The sequence below is a fragment of the Limnohabitans sp. genome (assembly GCF_040401135.1).
Taxonomy (GTDB): Bacteria; Pseudomonadota; Gammaproteobacteria; order Burkholderiales; family Burkholderiaceae_C; genus Limnohabitans.
The window spans coordinates 1-17588 of the sequence record NZ_JBBAOV010000046.1; the positions used below are offsets into that span (position 1 = coordinate 1).

Here is a 17588-nt window from a genome sequence, read left to right on the forward strand (position 1 = left end):
ATGTTGACCACCTTGGTAAAGCCGCGCTCCCACTTGGTGATGTGATACGCCACGTCGGGCACAAAGTAGGTGTAAGTGCCGTCTGTCTTTTTCATCACACGGTCTTTGTCGTCGCCGTAATCGGTGGACTTGAGCCACAACGCGCCGTCTTGCTCGTAGGTTTTGCCAGCCGCTTGCAGACGGCTCACCGCGTCGGCCACTTTGCCGCTGGTGTACAGGCTGCTTTCCAAGTAGTAGTTGTCAAACTTGACGTCAAAGGCTTTCAGGTCCAGGTCTTGCTCGTGGCGCAGGTAGGCCACGGCGAACTCGCGCATACCGTCTACATCGCGCACATCGCCGCTGGCGGTGAATTCGCGGTCATCCGACTTGACGGTTTTGCCTGCCAAGAAATCGGTGGCGATGTCTTGGATGTAGTCGCCGTTATAAAACGCTTTGCTTTCTGGGTTCTCGGGGTCCACGGGCCAGCAGTCGTCACCCGGCTTGAAGCCTTGGGCACGCAATTGCGTGCTCTTGGCCAAGGTGTTGATCTGCACGCCCGCATCGTTGTAATAAAACTCTCGGTAAACGTCAAAGCCTTGCGTGGCAAACAAGTTGCAAATGGCGTCGCCCAACGCCGCTTGGCGGCCGTGGCCCACGTGCAAGGGGCCGGTGGGGTTGGCTGACACAAACTCCACCAACACGCGCTGACCGTTGTCAGCTTGAAAGCCGAATTGCTCTTTGGCAGCCAACACCTCGCGCACGATCTGCTGCTTGGCAGCGGGCTTAAGCCGAATGTTGATAAAGCCGGGGCCAGCGATCTCGATGTCTTGCACCCACTGCTGATACACGGGCGCGGCCAGCAAGGCCTCGCGCAACTGTTCGCCGAGCTGGCGGGGGTTGAGCTTGAGCGGCTTGGCCAGCTGCATGGCCGCCGTGATGGCAAAGTCGCCATGCGCGGCAACCTTGGGGGATTCAAAGGCGGCGTTGTCGCCGGAACCGGGCAACAACCCGTTGAGGGCTTGGCTCAGTGCGGCCAGCAATTCTTGTTTAACTTGGAGCATGGCTAGATTTTACGGGGCACCCCAGTGGAAGGTGCGGTCAAGCGGCCACAGCCTAAAATCAGTCATATGACTACCCAAGCGCCTACGCATCGCCCCATCCGAATCGCGCGTACCGTTGCGCTTTTAGAGCACCTCACACCGGCGTGGTTTGCCATGGTGATGGGCTGGTGTGGTTTGTCACAAGCGTGGCTTAGGGCCGCTGATAGTTTGGGTGACACCGCACTCAGCCTAGGCCTTGTGGCGGCGATCTTTGCGCTGCTCCTTTTTGTTTTGTTGTGCTTGGCTTGCATCGTGCGCTTGCAAGCACACCCCTCTGCGGTAGCTGCAGACATGCGACACCCCGAGCGCCATGCCTACATGGCCACATTGCCTATTTCTATTTTGTTGTTGGCAAGTTTGGGTATCCATTTGTTCTGGGGAGCAAGCCGCACGCTTGACACGGCATTGACGTTTTTTTGGTGCCTGGGCTCAGTTCTAGAAATAGCCGCCACAGTTTGGGTCATCAGCCGCTGGCTCAAGGCGTCACAAAACGGTGGCATTCAATGGGCCACATTCACGCCAGTGTTCTTCATTCCTGTGGTCGGCAATGTGCTGGCACCTTTGGGTGGCGTGAGCATTGGCTTGGAGGCTTGGTCCAGCGCGCAGTTTGGCGTCGGGCTGTTTTTGTGGCTCGTGCTGCAAACACTTTTCTTTGTTCGCTTGGCGCAAGCTGGTCCGCTGCCGGCACGCTTGGCGCCCAGCATGTTTATCATGGTCGTGCCGCCTTCCATTGGCGGCTTGAGCCTGCTTCAACTTGACGCTCCCTTGACCGCCGCATGGATGGTGTGGGGCATTGCCGCCTTTTTCTTGGTGCTTGCCCTGAAAGAAATATCCGTCATACGCGAACAGCCTTTCAGCATGTCGCACTGGGGCATGAGCTTCCCCTTAGCAGCCTTCACCTCACTCACGTTACGCATGGCCCATGCCCCTGGCGGCGCTTGGCTGCAACTGCCTGCAACGCTGCTGCTGGCCATCACCTCGCTGTTGATTTTGGGGCTCACCCTCGGTACTTGGCGCGGCCTTCGCCACGGCCACTTGCTGGTGGCTGACAGTTAAAGCACACGCAATCCAATAAGATTCGATCTAATTTCCCTCTTTTTTATTTATCCGGAGAGACTTCACCATGAGCCAAGACACCACCCAACGCACGAAAACACATAGCTTGCAAGTTGCTACCAACTTGTACAAATTTATCGAAACCAAAGTGTTGCCCGACACCGGCGTGAGCAGCGACAAGTTTTGGAAAGGCTTTGATGCCATCGTGCAGGACTTGGCTCCAAAAAACATCGCGTTGTTGGCCGAGCGTGACCGCCTCCAAACTGAGATGGACACATGGCACAGCACCAACCCTGGCCCCATCAAAAACATGAAGGCCTACCGCAAGTTTTTAGAAAAAATTGGCTACCTCGTGCCACAACCTGACAAGGTCAAGGCCACCACCAAGAACGTGGACGCCGAATTGGCTTTGCAAGCTGGCCCGCAACTGGTAGTGCCTGTACTCAACGCACGCTATGCCTTGAATGCAGCCAACGCGCGTTGGGGCTCTTTGTATGACGCTCTGTACGGCACAGACGCCCTGCCCGAAACCCACGGCGCTGAAAAAGGCAAGGGCTACAACCCTGTGCGCGGCGCTAAAGTGATTGAATACGCCCGCTATGTGCTCGACCGCGCCGTGCCTCTGAAAAAGGGTTCACACATCGACGCCATAGGCTACGCGGTTGAAAAAGATGACCTGCTTGTCACCCTCAAGGGCGGCAAAACCACCAAGCTAGCCAAAGCCGCTCAATTTGTGGGTTACCAAGGCAAAGCTTCTGAACCATCGTCCGTGCTGTTCGTACACAACGGTCTGCACCTTGATTTGCAAATTAACCGCAACACCCCCATCGGCGCCAGCGACCTAGCGGGCGTGAGCGACCTGATTGTTGAAGCGGCTTTGTCCACCATCCTCGACTTGGAAGACTCCGTGGCAGTGGTGGATGCGGACGACAAAGTGCTGGCCTACGGCAACTGGCTGGGCATCGTCAAAGCCACATTGACTGAGACGGTTGAAAAAGCAGGCAACACCTTCACGCGTGGTTTGAACGCAGACCGTGTGTACACCGGCAAAAAAGACAAACCCGTCAAGCTGCATGGCCGCTCACTGCTTTTCCTTCGCAACGTAGGCCACTTGATGACCAACCCCGCCATCCTCTACACGGGCAAAGATGGTGCAACGCACGAAATTCCAGAAGGCATCTTGGACGCCGTGGTCACCACGACCATCGCCTTGCACGACTTACAAGGCCATGGCAAAAATGGCATTCGCAACTCACGCGCGGGTTCGGTCTACATTGTCAAACCCAAAATGCACGGCCCTGCCGAAGTGGCGTTTGCTTGTGAATTGTTTGGTCGCGTTGAAAAAGTTTTGGGTCTCAAGGACAGCACGGTCAAGCTGGGCATCATGGACGAAGAGCGCCGCACCAGCGTGAACTTGAAAGCTTGTATTGCCGCAGCAGCAAGCCGCGTGGCATTTATCAACACCGGCTTCTTGGACCGCACCGGCGACGAAATGCACACCGCCATGCAAGCTGGCCCCATGCTGCGCAAAGGCGACATGAAGTCCAGCGCTTGGATTCAGGCCTACGAAAAGAACAACGTGCTGGCTGGCTTGTCATGCGGCTTGCGTGGCAAGGCGCAGATCGGCAAAGGCATGTGGGCCATGCCCGACTTGATGGCCGAGATGTTAAAACAAAAAATTGGTCACCCCAAAGCGGGTGCCAACACCGCTTGGGTGCCCAGCCCCACCGCTGCTGTGCTGCACGCTCTGCATTACCACCAAGTCAAGGTGATGGACGTGCAAAAAGAATTGGAAAAGGTCAACTACAACCAGGTGCGCGACAGCCTCTTGAATGACTTGTTGCAAATTCCTGTCACCGCAAAACCTTACTGGACGCCCGCTGAAAAGCAACAAGAGTTGGACAACAACGTGCAGGGCATCTTGGGCTACGTGGTGCGCTGGATTGACCAAGGTGTGGGCTGCTCGAAAGTGCCAGACATCCACAACGTCGGCCTGATGGAAGACCGTGCCACCCTGCGCATTTCTAGCCAACACATCGCCAACTGGTTGCACCATGGCGTGGTGACACCGGTGGAAGTGAAGGCCACCTACAAGCGCATGGCCGCAGTGGTGGACAAGCAAAACGCAGGCGATGCGCAGTACCAGAAAATGGCCGGTCGCTATGCCAAAGCCCCCGCTTACCAAGCGGCCCTCGACTTGGTCTTCAAAGGCAAAGAACAGCCTAGCGGCTACACCGAGCCCTTACTACATGCTTGGCGCTTGAAGGTGAAAGCTGGAACGGTTTAACCAAAGCTGACCAGGCTTAAGACGGCGCAGTGCGCCAGCAACAACGGCTCCTTCGGGAGCCGTTGTTGTCATACGAGGTCACTATGATTTGTGACGTTGAACTTATTTTGAAAGCCCCATATGACCAGCAATTTCATCAGCACGCTAATTCGCTTTGCACTACGCACCGTCATTGGCTTGGTGCTGACCGTGTTCATGGGCCTAGGCTTGTACTTGCTATTCACTTACCACTTCACTTACTCAAAGGGTGAAAGCGTGGGCTTTGTACAAAAGCTGTCCTATAAGGGCTGGGTCTGCAAAACGTGGGAAGGCGAACAAATACGCGCCTTGGCAACTTTGCCTGCGGTGCCAGAGAAGTTTGCATTCACCGTCCGCGACGATGCGGTAGCCGATCAGATCAACGCACGGATCGGGCAAAAAGTAGTGATCGAATATGAACAGCACAAAGGCTTGCCCACTTGCTTTGGCGAGACTGAATACTTCATCACCAAAGTGCTTCCAGCGCCTGGCGAATAAACTGATCCATCACTCAGCTAAAGCGTGGGTGCTCGGCTAGGCAACGGATAGACCAGTTGCTGCAAATGGCGGACATTGTTGTTGGCCTGTATCCACCATTTGCTGAACGAGTCCATGGGCTTGTCAATATGGCGAAACAGGCGTGGTGCCGCTCGCAGCTGCACACTGGCTGAAGACAAATCTGGCAAGCACAAATGGGCCTCGGTCTCAACACTTTGTGCTTGCATCAAGGCTTGCATCACTTCTTCGTGTGAACCAAACCAACAATGCTTGGTGAGCGATGACATGCGCTGCCCCACAAAGTTCCAGCGCAACGCATTCCAAGGGTGCGCCCTGGCGAACTCCTCAAATACCAGCGCCACGCACACCACATCCGCTGGCAGATCGGTTGGTAAATCAGCCAACAGCCAGGGATGTACCAACCACACGTGCTTGCCTGCGACAACATCAGCTTTTGGTTTAGTAAAACCTAGCGCTTGTGGTGGCAAAGCTAGAACCTCGGGCTCATCCCAAGCCATCTCATTGGCGCTCACTTGCGCCACGGTGGCTTGGTTACTCGCCAAGATTTCCATCAACTCGTAACTCACGTCAATCGCCGTGCCTCTGCTAAACCATCCCGATGGGGCAAATTTCTCAATGCTTTCTGCTGTGAACAGATACGGTTTGCTACTCCCAGTACCTGCCACCCATTGCCAGCTCAGATAGTTGCTCGCCAAGTCACCATCCAGCAAGTGGCTGTACATCCAATCGGCCGCCACGCGCCAATGCACTTTCCGTAAATGCACGATGTAGCTGGCCAACCAAAGCCTTGCATGGTTGTGTAAATAGCCCGTGGCATAGAGCATGCGAATAGCGTTGTCAATCACCGGCACCCTTGTGCAAGCAAAACGCACGTCTTCTGGCAGGTGTTTGCTGTAGTCAGCCTCAGGCAACACCCCCTCATGAATTGACTCGGCGATGCCATCCGCCAAATGGTGATGCATGTGCTGAAAATACTCTCGCCATCCCAATTCGTAGATGAGTTTGTGTTGGACGCCCAATCGATGCTGGTGGTACATGACATACGCCACATCGGGCACAGTCAAAAAGCCATGCGTGAGATAAGGCGACAAATGGGTGACGGCGCCATCCAAGGCGTTGCGCGTTTGCGCATAGTCTTTGGGACTGACGTGGTCAAGCCGCATTTGGGCAGCTTCAGGCGTGGGCTGAAATTCATACATAACTTTTGAGATTTTGCCTTGTTCACTTCGCTACACTGCGATGCATGCAAAAAACCCCTTCTCTAGCTTTAGAAGCGTGTGTTTGCCTCATGCATGGCAAGCCGAACCAATGCGTAATCCCACCTTTGTCTTATTGGTAAATTAGCATGTGCCAACTGCTTGGACTCAACTGCAAAAACCCCACAGATGCCACCTTTAGCTTCAGTGGCTTCGCACAACGCGCAGGCGTAACAGACCACCATGCAGATGGCTGGGGCATTGCGTTCTTTGAAGGGTCAGAAGAAGACCGTGGTTTGCGTTACTTCATTGACCACTTGCCCGCCAGCACATCGCCCGTGGCCGAGCTGATTCGCAAGTACCCCATCAAAAGCCGCAACGTGATTTCTCATATTCGCAAAGCCACGCAAGGCGTTGTGTCGCTAGAAAACTGCCACCCTTTTGTGCGTGAGCTGTGGGGTCGCTACTGGGTGTTTGCGCACAACGGCAACTTAGAAAGCTATGCGCCACGATTGCATGGCAGCTTCAATCCTGTGGGTGACACCGACAGCGAGCAGGCGTTTTGCTGGCTGATGCAAGAAATGTCCAAGTCGCACGCCAACATGCCATCGATCGAAGAACTCACGCTCACCTTGAAAGAGTTGGTTCCGCAAATTTCCAAATTCGGCACGTTCAATTTTTTACTCTCAAATGGACAAGCGCTGTGGGCGCATGCATCGACCAGCCTATGGCACATCGAGCGCAAACACCCATTCGCCGCGGCTACGCTAAGCGATCAAGCTTTGAGCATCAATTTTGCAGATTACGCGACGCCAGATGATCGCGTCGCAGTCGTGGTGACAGCCCCACTCACCACCAATGAGGTGTGGACGCCTTTTGCACCTGGGGAATTGAAGCTTTTCGTAGAGGGACAGCTTCGCGCTTAAGCGGCAGCGGCAGCGGCCTCTAGCGCGTCAATGAACGTTGCTGCCACATCGAAGCCGGTTTGGTCAAAGATTTCTTGAAAGCAGGTGGGACTGGTGACGTTTACCTCGGTCAGGCAATTACCAATCACATCTAAGCCTACCAACAACAAGCCACGTTTGGCGAGGATGGGTCCCAAGGCATCGGCGATTTCTTGATCGCGCTTGGAGATAGCCTGCGCCACGCCTTTGCCGCCTGCGGCCAAGTTGCCACGCACTTCGCCGCCTTGTGGAATGCGCGCCAAGCAATAGGGCACAACTTTGCCGCCGATGACAAGCACGCGTTTGTCGCCTTGGTCGATGGCGGGGATGAACTTTTGCACCATCACGGTTTGAGCGCCATCGCGGTTCAGGGTTTCGGTGATGGCGCCGAGGTTCAAGCCATCGTCCTTGACGCGGAAGATGCCCATGCCGCCCATGCCATCAAGGGGTTTCAAGATGATGTCACGATGATCCGCATGAAACGCGCGAATGGCTTCGGCGCTGCGCGTCACCAGCGTGGGGCTGATGAATTGGGCAAACTCCAAAATGGCTAACTTCTCGGGGTGGTCACGCAAAGCCGCTGGCCTGTTAAACACTTTCGCGCCCTCTCGCTCGGCTTGTTCTAGCAAATGGGTGGCGTAGAAATACTCGCTGTCAAAGGGCGGGTCTTTGCGCATCACAATGGCATCAGCGCTTTTGAGTGCGTAGTGTTCATCTACGCTTTGCACTTCAAACCAATCGGTAGGGTCGCCCGTCAAACGCACGTGCTGAACGCGAGCAGACACTTGTTGACCACTTTGCCAAGCGATGTCTTGCGGTTCGCAGGCCAGCACTTGGTGGCCGCGGCGCTGCGCCTCACGCATCATTGCAAACGTGGTGTCCTTGTAAATTTTGAAGGACGACAACGCGTCTGCAACGAAGAGGGTATGCATGAATTAGATTTCGACTTTGCTGCCCAACTCCACCACAGAGTTACTGGGCAAGTTCAAGAAGTCAGCGGCAGAGCTGGCATTGAGGTGCATTTGAGCGAATAGTTTTTCGCGCCAAGGAGCCATGCCGCCGCCCACTGTGGGTACGATGCTATCGCGCGACAAGAAGTAGCTGGTTGTCATCGCATTGACCTCAGAACCCATGCCACTCAACTGTGCCAATGCGCTAGGTACATCGGGGTCATCTTTGAAGCCATAGTGAATTACGACTTGCCAACACCCGTTGCCAATGTCGGTAATTTCAAGTCTCTCTTTTTCTTCAACCCACGGCACTTCATGGTTTTGCACGTTCACGAATAAGTTTTGCTTGTGCAGCACTTTGTTGTGCTTCAGGTTGTGCAGCATGGCATTGGGTACATTGCCTTTGCTTGAAGTCAAGAACACCGCAGTGCCTTCCACGCGAACGGGGGGAGACAAAAACACAGCTTCCAAAAAGCTGGTCAAGTCGAGGGCCTCCTCATTGCGCTTTTTGTCTAGCAACGCACGCCCGTCACGCCACGTGAGCATGAAAATCATGATGACTGAGGCGATTAACAGTGGGAACCAACCGCCCTCTAGCAACTTCATCAAATTCGAGGCCCAGAAAGCAAGATCTACCGCAAAGAAAAACCCCGTGGCGAGCAATGACAAACCAAAAGAATATTTCCAGCTGTAGTGAATCACGAAGAAAGTAAGCACTGTCGTGATCAACATGTCGGTACAGACCGCAATACCGTATGCCGCCGCTAAATTACTAGACGACTTGAACATTACCACCGCCAACACAATGACCACAAACAAGCCCCAGTTCACCACTGGGATATAAATTTGGCCAGTGTCATTCACGCTGGTGTGCAGCACTTGCAAACGCGGCAAGAAACCCATTTGTATCACTTGCTTGGTAACGCTGAAGGCGCCGGAAATCAGGGCCTGCGAGGCAATCACCGTAGCAGCCGTAGCCAACACCACCAAGGGCACGAGCAACCAATCGGGTGCCATATTGAAGAACGGGTTGGCCACCGCTGAAGGGTCGCTCAACAACAATGCGCCTTGGCCAAAGTAGTTGAGTGTGAGCGAAGGCATGACGACATAAAACCAAGCCAAACGGATGGGCTTTTTCCCAAAATGCCCCATGTCGGCATACAGCGCCTCGCCTCCAGTTACACACAAGACCACCGCGCCTAAGATCAAGAAGGTGATGGCTGGCTCATTGACCATGAACATCACGGCGTAATGCGGACTGATGGCCCACATAATTTCTGGATGTGAGGCAATGTGATAAACGCCCAAGGCCGCAATTGCTGCGAACCAAATTACCGTGATGGGACCAAAAAATTTACCGATGCCACTGGTGCCGCGCTTTTGCACGGCGAAAAGACCAAACAAAATCACAATGGTGAGCGGGATCACATACTTCTTAAAAGCGGGCGACACCACCTCTAAACCCTCAACCGCCGAAAGCACCGAAATAGCAGGTGTGATCACACCATCGCCATAGAACAAACAGGTGCCGAAGATACCCACCATCATCATGCGGTGGCGCAACACGGGGCGATCTTTGACCGCCATCGACGCCAGGGCTAGCATGGCCACCAGTCCACCTTCGCCGTTGTTATCGGCCCGCAACACCAGGGTGACGTACTTGATGGACACAATTACCGTCAGCGTCCAAAAGAAAATCGACAAGATGCCGTAAATGTTGTCGGGAGTGAACTCCACATGGCCCGAACCAAACACTTCCTTCATCGCATACAACACGCTGGTGCCGATATCGCCATAAACGACGCCAATCGCGCCGAGGGTGAGCGCCGCGAGCGACGATTTAGCTTGTTTTTCCATCATCTACCTCAGTCGTAATTCTCTGCTTCAGGGTCGGTAGCTTCGAGCTCGTAACTCGCGGCCAACATAGCCAAGCGTCCGATGACGCCGTACATATAAAAACGGTTGGGTGTGCTGGCACCTGGCTTCATGTCAGGCTGAGGCGTGTGTGCACTTTGCTCGAAGGCCAAAGGCACAAAGCTCGCGCCAGGTGCGTTCAAGTTTTCGTCAATGCCACGGTCGGCATGCACACGGTAGAAGCCGCCCACCACGTAGCGGTCCATCATGTAGACCACGGGCTCGGCCACGGCGTCATTCAAGCGTTCATGCGTCATCACACCTTCTTGGATGATGACTTGATTCACTTCTTGACCGTCTTTGACCATACTCATTTTGTTGCGCGTCTTGCGGTTGAGCACGTCGAGGTCTTTGACATCGCGCACCGTCATGATGCCCATGCCGTAGGTGCCGTTATCCGCCTTGACGATGACAAACGGTTTTTCGTTGATGCCGTACTCTTTGTACTTGCGTTTAACTTTGGTCAGCAAGGCGTCCACATTGGTCTGCATGCAATCCATGCCCGTGCCCTCGGCAAAATTGACTTCACCGCACTGGTTAAACATGGGGTTGATCAGCCAAGGGTCGATGCCCAGCAGCTTGCCAAAACGCTTGGACACTTCTTCGTAGCATTCGAAGTGTTTGCTCTTGCGGCGCACACTCCAGCCAGCGTGCAAAGGTGGCAACAAATACTGCTCGTGCAGGTCTTCCAAGATGCCGGGTATGCCTGCGCTCAAATCGTTGTTGAGCAAAATCGTGCAGGGGTCAAAGTCTTTGAGGCCTAGGCGACGCTCGCCACGGATCACAGGCTCTAGTGTGACGATGTCGCCATTGGGTAAATCAATCGTGGTGTTTTCTTTGACCTCGGGGTTGATCGAACCAATGCGCACATTCAAACCAGCCATGTGGAAGATGCGCTTTAGCTGCGCCACGTTCGACAAATAGAAAGTGTTGCGCGTGTGGTTCTCTGGAATCAACAGCAGGTTGCGCGCTTCGGGGCAAATCTTCTCAATCGCGGCCATCGCGGCTTGCACGGCCAGCGGCAACATCTCGGGCGTGAGGTTGTTCCAGCCGCCGGGGTAAAGGTTGGTGTCAACCGGTGCGAGCTTGAAGCCTGCATTGCGAATATCCACAGAGCTGTAGAACGGGGGCGTGTGCTCCATCCACTCCAAACGAAACCACCGCTCGATGGCGGGCATGGAATCGAGGATGCGTTGCTCAAGTTCGTTGATTGGACCGTTGAGGGCCGTGATGAGATGGGGAACCATAGTGTCCTTGTATGTGGAGAGCGATTCTAGGCCGTCAGGACACATAGGCAGGACGGATACAAACAGGCGCCTTAGCTACTGAAATTTTATTCATTCAATTTAAGAAAATTATCATGTTTATACTTTGCGTGGCTTAATTAATTCAAAGGTATTTAAATGAACTACGCATTTCGTCATTTTTTCTTCTCAGTCGCGTGCGCAACCGCGCTGCTTTTATCTGGCTGCGCAACAGAAACTTCACAGACGGTCACACCTCAACAAGTCACGGCTGCAAAAACTAATTACAGCGGCCCTAGAAGCACGCTTGCGGTTGGAAAGTTCGATAACCGCTCTAGCTTCATGCGCGGTCTGTTTTCCGACGGCGTAGACCGTTTGGGCGGTCAAGCCAAAACCATTTTGATCACGCATATGCAACAAGCCAACCGCTTCAAAGTGGTGGATCGCGACAACATGGGTGAAATCAGCCAAGAAGCCAAGTTCAAAGGTAAAACACAAAAAATCAGCGGGGCAGATTTTGTGATCACCGGCGACGTCACCGAATTTGGTCGCAAAGAAGTGGGCGACCAACAACTATTTGGCATTTTGGGACGCGGCAAAACGCAAACGGCTTACTCCAAAGTCACCCTTAACGTCGTGGATGCGGTTACCTCTGAAGTCATCTTCTCAGTTCAAGGCGCGGGGGAATATGCCTTGTCAAACCGCGAGGTGATTGGCTTTGGCGGCACGGCCAGCTATGACTCAACCTTGAACGGCAAAGTACTTGATTTGGCTATCCGCGAAGCGGTCAATCGCTTGGTCGAAGGCGTCGAATCCGGTCAGTGGAAACCTGCTCAGTAATCGGGGGAATCCATATGCGTATTCAAAACACCCTGTGTGCACTGCTGCTGTTAACTCTTGTGGGTTGCGCGGCGCCTAAACAATCGCTGTATCAATGGGGCGACTATGAAAACCAAGTTTATTCACTCTACAACGACCCGGGCAAATCACCTGTCGAAGCGCAGATTGAGAAGCTAGAAGCAGATTATCAAAAAGCTCGCAGTACCAACAAAGCGGTACCTCCAGGTTTTCATGCGCATTTGGGGTACTTGTATTTTCAAGCAGGAAAGGGTGACCAAGCAGTTCAGTCTTTTCAGACTGAAAAAGCATTGTTCCCAGAGTCAGCGGTTTACATGGACCGAATCTTGGCCAAAGCAAAAAAATAAAGGATTGGCATGACACGTTATTTAAAACTCTTGGCTTTACTTGCAACGACGGTGGTTTTCACAGGTTGCGCCACCAAACAAGCCGATGTGGATTACTCTGCATTTCGCCAGCACCCGCCCAAGTCCATCTTGGTCTTACCGCCGTTGAACAACACATCCGACCTGCGCGCCACCTACAGCGTGATGTCGTCCACCACTCTGCCTTTGGCAGAGGCCGGCTACTACGTTTTCCCTGTCGCGTTGGTTGACCAAACCTTCAAAGAAAACGGCCTGCAAAACCCAGGTGAGATGCATCAAACGTCCCCCAAAAAATTGAATGAGATTTTTGGAGCGGACGCTGCGCTGTACATCACCATCACAAACTATGGCGCAACAAGCGCCCTCTTGGGCGGCGATGTCGTAGTCGCTGCGCAGGCCTCGTTGATCGATACGCGCACAGGAACAACGCTATGGGAAGGCAAGGCAAGTGCATCTGACGCCGAAGGCAAACAAAATCAAAATGGACTGGTAGGGTTGTTGGTTCAAGGCATCATTAATCAAATCGCCAATTCGGTCGGCGATCCTGGATATCGAATTGGCCGGATCACGAACCATCGTCTTTTAAACACAGGAAAACGCGGGCTACTACCAGGCCCGCGCTCCCCAAAATTTCAACAGGCGCAGGGGCAGTAAACAAAAAAGCCCCGAGCTAATGAGCTCGGGGCTTTTTCAGTTGGAACTGAAAATGGTTACTGGCGAATTTCGCCCTGGCCCAACACCACATATTTGAGAGAGGTCAGTCCTTCGATACCCACTGGCCCACGTGCGTGAAACTTGTCGGTGGATATGCCTATCTCGGCCCCCAAACCGTATTCAAAACCATCTGCAAAGCGGGTGCTGGCGTTGACCATCACACTGGATGAGTCCACCTCGCGCAAAAAGCGCTGGGCATGCATGTGGTCTCGCGTGAGGATGGATTCGGTGTGGTGGCTGGAATAGTGGTTGATGTGCGCAATGGCTGCATCCAAACCGTCCACCACTTTGACGCTGATGATGGGGCCCAAATATTCTTCAAACCAATCTTGGTCAGTCGCATCTTTCAGGCTCGCGCCTTTGACTTGGGCAAGGATGGCTTTGGCCTCTGGGCAACAACGCATCTCAACGCCTTTGGCCGTGAAGATGGTGCCAATCTTGGGCAAGAATTCTGCGGCTACCCCGCGTGCCACCAGCAAACTTTCGCTAGCGTTGCAAGGACTGTACTTTTGAGTCTTGGCGTTGTCGGCCACGGTCACCGCCATGTCGATGTCGCAGGGCTCGTCCACATAGGTGTGGCAGTTGCCGTCTAGGTGCTTGATGACGGGCACTTTGGCATCGCGGCTGATACGCTCAATCAACCCTTTTCCGCCGCGAGGGATGATGACGTCTACAAACTCGGGCATGGCAATCAGGTGACCTACGGCTTCGCGGTCGGTGGTTTGCACCAACTGCACGGCATCGATTGGCAAACCACTTTCGCTCAGCGCTTGTTGCACCAACTTGGCCAAGGCTTTGTTGGAGTCAATAGCCTCAGAGCCGCCGCGCAAGATGCAAGCGTTGCCGCTTTTGATTGACAACGAGGCCGCTTCAATCGTCACGTTAGGACGGCTTTCAAAAATCATGCCGAACACGCCCAAGGGCACACGCATTTGGCCCACCCGAATGCCGCTGGGCTGCTCTTTCAGACCTGTTATTTCACCAATTACTTCGGGCATGGCGGCGAGTTGTTCGCAGCCTTGGGCGCAGGTTTCCAACACTTTGGGGGTGAGCTTAAGGCGATCGACCATGGGTGCGTCAAGGCCTGCAGCGATGGCGCGTTCAAGGTCTTTGGCGTTGTCGATTTGCAGCGCTTCGATGTTGTCGCGCAGCAAAACAGCCAATTTGCGCAGCGCGGTGTTCTTGACAGCCGCAGAGGCTTTGGCCATTTGAGCGGAAGCAGTCTTGGATTGGCGCCCAAGGGCATGCATGTGATCGGCAACGTTGAGTGTGGTCATGTCAGTTTCCTAATTAAGCGTTGCGTGGCATGCAGGCGCGACACAAGCGCATGGATAAACGGTGCAGCGCTTGCCAATTGTCAGCCGGCCATTCTGGTGATTTCAAGCCTTTGACAATGCCGTCGACTTGGTGCGCCGATTGCAATAATTTTTCAAGCATACCGACACTCAAGCGTGGCAGCACACGTTCAAACAAACGCTCGCGCGGGCCCCAAATACGCTGTTCGCGCAAGGCCATGGGCAAGGCCTTGCCCGCGGCTACGGCATCTTTGACGCGCTTCAAGGCACGAATTTCTTCGGCCAAGGTGTAGTGAACCAACACCTCGGCTTCGCCCTCGGCCTTGAGGCCGTCGAGCATGCGTTGCACGCGCATAGGCTGGCCACTCAGCACGGCTTCTGAAAGTTTGAATACGTCGTAGCGCGCCACATTGAGAACGGCACGTTCAACCTGCTCAAAACTCAATTCGCCTTCTGGATATAGCAGGGCGAGCTTTTGAATTTCTTGGTGGGCGGCTAACAAATTGCCTTCCACCCGATCGGCAAAAAACTGCAAGGTGTGCTGGCCTACTTCGCCAGCGGCCACGCGCTGTTGTTGCACGCCCAAACGCTGCGCAATCCACCCGGGCAAAGCGTGGCGCTCAATCGGATCGATTTGCACGCTGATGCCGTTGTTCTCTAAGGCACTGAACCAAGCTGAGCTTTTGGTGGCTTTGTCGAGACGCGGCAACAGCACCACGGTGAGTGTGCTGTCGTTGCCCACGGCCAACTCTGCCATGTGCTGCAAGGCTGTGCTGCCTTCTTTGCCAGGCTTGCCCGAAGGAATACGAATCTCAATCAGCTGTTTATCGGCAAACAAACTCATCGAGCCGCCAGCAGCCAACACCTCGCCCCAGTCGAAGTGGGCACCTGCCACAGCGAACACGCTGCGCTCGGTATAGCCCTGCGCACGCGCGGTATTGCGTAACGCATCAAGCGCCTCTTGCTGCAACAGGGGCTCGTCGCCATAAAAGGTGTAGAGGCTGCGCAGACCTTTGCTGACCTGCGACTGCAAATGGTTGGCAAATTGAGCGCTGGCGACTTGCATTTAGACCTGACGAATCGCGGCCAAGCGGCGTTGAATTTGTAAGACCAAGTCGTTTTCCATGTCTTTGTAGAGCAAGGCTTCTTCAGACTCTTTAGACAAAGCACCCGTTTCGTTGAAGTTGATGTCGCGGTTGAGTGTGATTTCTGTATCGGGAATCAGTTCAATACCGCTGCGCGAACGGACTCGAAAACGGTAACGCAAACGCAACTGAAATTCACGAATCGCACCGGTTGAGGTGCGTCCCACAACCACCTTCTCGCGCAACTCAAACAATTGATCGAAGATCACTTCTGCGCGTTCAATTTGACGCGGATCGTTGATGACCTCGACTTGCCCCGAAGACTCCAAGCTGCGCTTGAGCTTTATACCAAACGGCGACACCATGGGGATGCTGCTGAACAGCGTGCGAAAGGCGTAGCGCGGAGGCTTGCGCAACTCAAACCCGCACCCCGCCAGCCCTGCAAAGAGGCAAGAAGACATCAACCAAGCGCGGCGTGTGCTGTGCATATCAACCTTTAAACAACGATGTTGACCAAGCGGCCGGGTACGACGATGACCTTCTTCGGTGCAGCACCGTCCGCTTGTTTGATGAAAACTTCGGTGGCCAAAGCGGCCTGCTCGATTTGCTCTTTGCTGGCCGAAGCGCTGACGATGACAGAGCCACGCAACTTGCCATTGATTTGCAACATCAGCTCTAACTCATCGCGCACCAAAGCGGTCTCGTCCACCTCGGGCCATGCAGCGTCCAGCAGGTCGCCAGCTTTGGCTGCATAGCCTAACTCAGCCCACAAATTGGCAGTGATGTGCGGACAAGCAGGGTAGAGCATGCGCAGCAAAACAGACACGCCTTCGCATAGCACAGCGTTGTCTCCCTTGCTGCCGTCGAGCTTGAAATCTTCCAAGGCGTTGAGCAATTTCATGCAGCCCGACACCACGGTGTTGTATTGCATGCGCTCGTAGTCGTAGCTGACTTGCTTCAACACCACATGCATGTCACGGCGCAAATCGGCGGTCTCTTTGCGTGGCTTGGCGGCGCTCAAGTTGCCAGCGGTGGCGGCCTTAAGAGTTGCTTCGTGTTTGACAGCGAAGTTCCACACTCGGCGCAAGAAACGGTAGCTGCCTTCCACCGCCGCATCGTTCCACTCCAACGTAGCTTCGGGCGGCGCGGTGAACATGGTGTACAGACGCGCAGTGTCAGCGCCGTAGCGCTCGATCAGGTCTTGCGGATCCACCCCGTTGTTTTTGGACTTGGACATGGTGCCCACACCTTCGTAGTCGATGGCGGTGCCCACGGGCAATTTTCCGTCGCTACTATCGCCTGCGTTTTTGAGCTTGGCGCCTACCACTTTGCCCGCCTCGTCGAGCACATGCTCGACATCGTGGGGCCAGAAGTAGTCTTTGCCGCCTTTAGCTGTGCGGCGCGAATAAATGTGGTTAAGCACCATGCCCTGCGTGAGTAGCTTGGTGAACGGCTCGTCCACTTTGACCAGCCCCATGTCTCGCATGACCTTGGTCCAAAAACGCGCGTACAGCAAATGCAGGATGGCGTGCTCAATCCCGCCAATGTATTGGTCCATTGGCGCCCAGTACTGCGCGCCCTCGGCCACCATGGCGTCGGTATTGGTCGGGTCGCAATAGCGCATGAAGTACCACGACGAATCCACAAAGGTGTCCATCGTGTCGGTTTCGCGTCGGGCGGGTTTGCCGCACACGGGGCACGCAACACGCTGGTTGCTCCCCAGACTCGCCGCGTGGAACCCCTCGTGCTTCACCAACGGGTTGCCTGATCCATCGGGGATGCAGTCTTGCGGCAGCACCACGGGCAGGTCTTTTTCGGGCACGGGCACTGCGCCGTGCTCATCGCAATGAATGATGGGGATGGGCGTGCCCCAATAGCGCTGACGGCTAATGCCCCAGTCGCGCAAACGCCACGTGGTTTTCTTCTCGCCCAAGCCTTTGGCGTCCAGCAACTCGGCCACTTTGTTGACAGCGGCTTTTTGGGTCAATCCGTCAAGCTCGCCAGAGTTCACACACACGCCCGCTTTGGTGGCGTACCACTCATGCCAAGCCGCTGTATCGAACG

16 protein-coding genes are annotated in these 17588 nt (G+C 54.5%); 7 read left to right on the forward strand and 9 right to left on the reverse strand.

The genetic code is table 11. From position 1 onward, the window contains the following. The coding region (gene argS / locus ABWP81_RS10790; RefSeq protein ID WP_353141704.1) for an arginine--tRNA ligase domain-containing protein at positions 1-1040 on the reverse strand (1040 nt) is incomplete at its 3' end. Positions 1041-1106: 66 nt separating this feature from the next. On the opposite strand from argS, the gene ABWP81_RS10795 reads away from it, so the two are divergent. The 3 genes from ABWP81_RS10795 (at position 1107) to ABWP81_RS10805 (ending at position 4938) form a co-directional block, all read left to right on the forward strand. Further along, the gene (locus ABWP81_RS10795) at positions 1107-2135 is read left to right on the forward strand and encodes an SLAC1 anion channel family protein (RefSeq protein ID WP_353141706.1); all 1029 of its coding nucleotides are present in this window, start codon (positions 1107-1109) and stop codon (positions 2133-2135) included. 67 nt (positions 2136-2202) lie between these two features. Next, entirely contained in the window at positions 2203-4422 is a 2220-nt protein-coding gene (locus ABWP81_RS10800) for a malate synthase G (RefSeq protein ID WP_353141708.1), read from the forward strand. Between the two features lie 120 nt (positions 4423-4542). Then, the gene (locus ABWP81_RS10805) at positions 4543-4938 is read left to right on the forward strand and encodes a DUF8785 domain-containing protein (protein WP_353133122.1); all 396 of its coding nucleotides are present in this window, start codon (positions 4543-4545) and stop codon (positions 4936-4938) included. A 17-nt stretch (positions 4939-4955) separates the two neighbouring features. Here ABWP81_RS10805 and ABWP81_RS10810 read toward each other — a convergent pair whose 3' ends face one another. Next, positions 4956-6158: an FAD-binding domain-containing protein gene (locus tag ABWP81_RS10810; RefSeq protein ID WP_353141710.1), complete on the reverse strand. Its 1203-nt coding sequence runs from the start codon at positions 6156-6158 to the stop codon at positions 4956-4958. Between the two features lie 146 nt (positions 6159-6304). Here ABWP81_RS10810 and ABWP81_RS10815 point away from each other — a divergent pair, with 146 nt between their 5' ends. Further along, positions 6305-7081, forward strand: coding sequence for a class II glutamine amidotransferase (locus tag ABWP81_RS10815; protein ID WP_353133116.1), 777 nt, complete (start codon positions 6305-6307; stop codon positions 7079-7081). Here the strand turns inward: ABWP81_RS10815 and gshB are convergent. The 3 genes from gshB to gshA are packed head-to-tail and all read right to left on the reverse strand — an operon-like array spanning position 7078 to position 11210. Next, a complete protein-coding gene (gshB, locus tag ABWP81_RS10820; RefSeq protein ID WP_353141712.1) occupies positions 7078-8031 on the reverse strand; it encodes a glutathione synthase in 954 nt (317 codons plus the stop codon). The two genes, ABWP81_RS10815 and gshB, sit on opposite strands and share 4 nt — an antisense overlap. Before the next feature lie 3 nt (positions 8032-8034). After that, entirely contained in the window at positions 8035-9909 is a 1875-nt protein-coding gene (locus ABWP81_RS10825) for a potassium transporter Kup (protein WP_353133110.1), read from the reverse strand. Between the two features lie 5 nt (positions 9910-9914). Then, on the reverse strand, positions 9915-11210 hold the full coding sequence (gene gshA / locus ABWP81_RS10830) for a glutamate--cysteine ligase (RefSeq protein WP_353133107.1): 1296 nt from the start codon (positions 11208-11210) through the stop codon (positions 9915-9917). A 156-nt stretch (positions 11211-11366) separates the two neighbouring features. Between gshA and ABWP81_RS10835 the strand changes: the two genes are divergently transcribed. The 3 genes from ABWP81_RS10835 to ABWP81_RS10845 are packed head-to-tail and all read left to right on the forward strand — an operon-like array spanning position 11367 to position 13084. Beyond that, a complete protein-coding gene (locus ABWP81_RS10835; protein WP_353133104.1) occupies positions 11367-12047 on the forward strand; it encodes a CsgG/HfaB family protein in 681 nt (226 codons plus the stop codon). A 14-nt stretch (positions 12048-12061) separates the two neighbouring features. Next, positions 12062-12412 (forward strand): DUF4810 domain-containing protein, encoded by a 351-nt coding sequence (locus ABWP81_RS10840; protein WP_353133101.1) that lies wholly within the window; start codon positions 12062-12064, stop codon positions 12410-12412. Between the two features lie 9 nt (positions 12413-12421). Beyond that, the gene (locus tag ABWP81_RS10845) at positions 12422-13084 is read left to right on the forward strand and encodes a DUF799 domain-containing protein (protein WP_353141714.1); all 663 of its coding nucleotides are present in this window, start codon (positions 12422-12424) and stop codon (positions 13082-13084) included. Between the two features lie 56 nt (positions 13085-13140). On the opposite strand, the gene ABWP81_RS10850 is transcribed toward ABWP81_RS10845, so the two are convergent. The 4 genes from ABWP81_RS10850 to ABWP81_RS10865 all read right to left on the reverse strand — a co-directional run. Then, a complete protein-coding gene (locus ABWP81_RS10850) occupies positions 13141-14421 on the reverse strand; it encodes a glutamate-5-semialdehyde dehydrogenase (RefSeq protein WP_353141715.1) in 1281 nt (426 codons plus the stop codon). Between the two features lie 13 nt (positions 14422-14434). Further along, positions 14435-15505 (reverse strand): DNA polymerase III subunit delta, encoded by a 1071-nt coding sequence (holA, locus tag ABWP81_RS10855; RefSeq protein WP_353133092.1) that lies wholly within the window; start codon positions 15503-15505, stop codon positions 14435-14437. Beyond that, the gene (locus tag ABWP81_RS10860) at positions 15506-16012 is read right to left on the reverse strand and encodes an LPS-assembly lipoprotein LptE (RefSeq protein ID WP_353133089.1); all 507 of its coding nucleotides are present in this window, start codon (positions 16010-16012) and stop codon (positions 15506-15508) included. An 8-nt stretch (positions 16013-16020) separates the two neighbouring features. Beyond that, the coding region (locus tag ABWP81_RS10865) for a class I tRNA ligase family protein (RefSeq protein ID WP_353141717.1) at positions 16021-17588 on the reverse strand (1568 nt) is incomplete at its 5' end.

Excerpts from the sequence above, each read along its gene's own strand:
- ABWP81_RS10835 (WP_353133104.1), top strand. The coding sequence starts at position 11,367 with ATGAACTACGCATTTCGTCATTTTTTCTTCTCAGTCGCGTGCGCAACC.
- gshB (WP_353141712.1), bottom strand. The coding sequence starts at position 8,031 with ATGCATACCCTCTTCGTTGCAGACGCGTTGTCGTCCTTCAAAATTTAC.
- ABWP81_RS10850 (WP_353141715.1), bottom strand. The coding sequence starts at position 14,421 with ATGACCACACTCAACGTTGCCGATCACATGCATGCCCTTGGGCGCCAA.
- ABWP81_RS10825 (WP_353133110.1), bottom strand. The coding sequence starts at position 9,909 with ATGATGGAAAAACAAGCTAAATCGTCGCTCGCGGCGCTCACCCTCGGC.
- ABWP81_RS10840 (WP_353133101.1), top strand. The coding sequence starts at position 12,062 with ATGCGTATTCAAAACACCCTGTGTGCACTGCTGCTGTTAACTCTTGTG.
- ABWP81_RS10810 (WP_353141710.1), bottom strand. The coding sequence starts at position 6,158 with ATGTATGAATTTCAGCCCACGCCTGAAGCTGCCCAAATGCGGCTTGAC.
- ABWP81_RS10805 (WP_353133122.1), top strand. The coding sequence starts at position 4,543 with ATGACCAGCAATTTCATCAGCACGCTAATTCGCTTTGCACTACGCACC.
- ABWP81_RS10815 (WP_353133116.1), top strand. The coding sequence starts at position 6,305 with ATGTGCCAACTGCTTGGACTCAACTGCAAAAACCCCACAGATGCCACC.
- ABWP81_RS10800 (WP_353141708.1), top strand. The coding sequence starts at position 2,203 with ATGAGCCAAGACACCACCCAACGCACGAAAACACATAGCTTGCAAGTT.
- ABWP81_RS10795 (WP_353141706.1), top strand. The coding sequence starts at position 1,107 with ATGACTACCCAAGCGCCTACGCATCGCCCCATCCGAATCGCGCGTACC.
- ABWP81_RS10845 (WP_353141714.1), top strand. The coding sequence starts at position 12,422 with ATGACACGTTATTTAAAACTCTTGGCTTTACTTGCAACGACGGTGGTT.
- gshA (WP_353133107.1), bottom strand. The coding sequence starts at position 11,210 with ATGGTTCCCCATCTCATCACGGCCCTCAACGGTCCAATCAACGAACTT.
- ABWP81_RS10860 (WP_353133089.1), bottom strand. The coding sequence starts at position 16,012 with ATGCACAGCACACGCCGCGCTTGGTTGATGTCTTCTTGCCTCTTTGCA.
- holA (WP_353133092.1), bottom strand. The coding sequence starts at position 15,505 with ATGCAAGTCGCCAGCGCTCAATTTGCCAACCATTTGCAGTCGCAGGTC.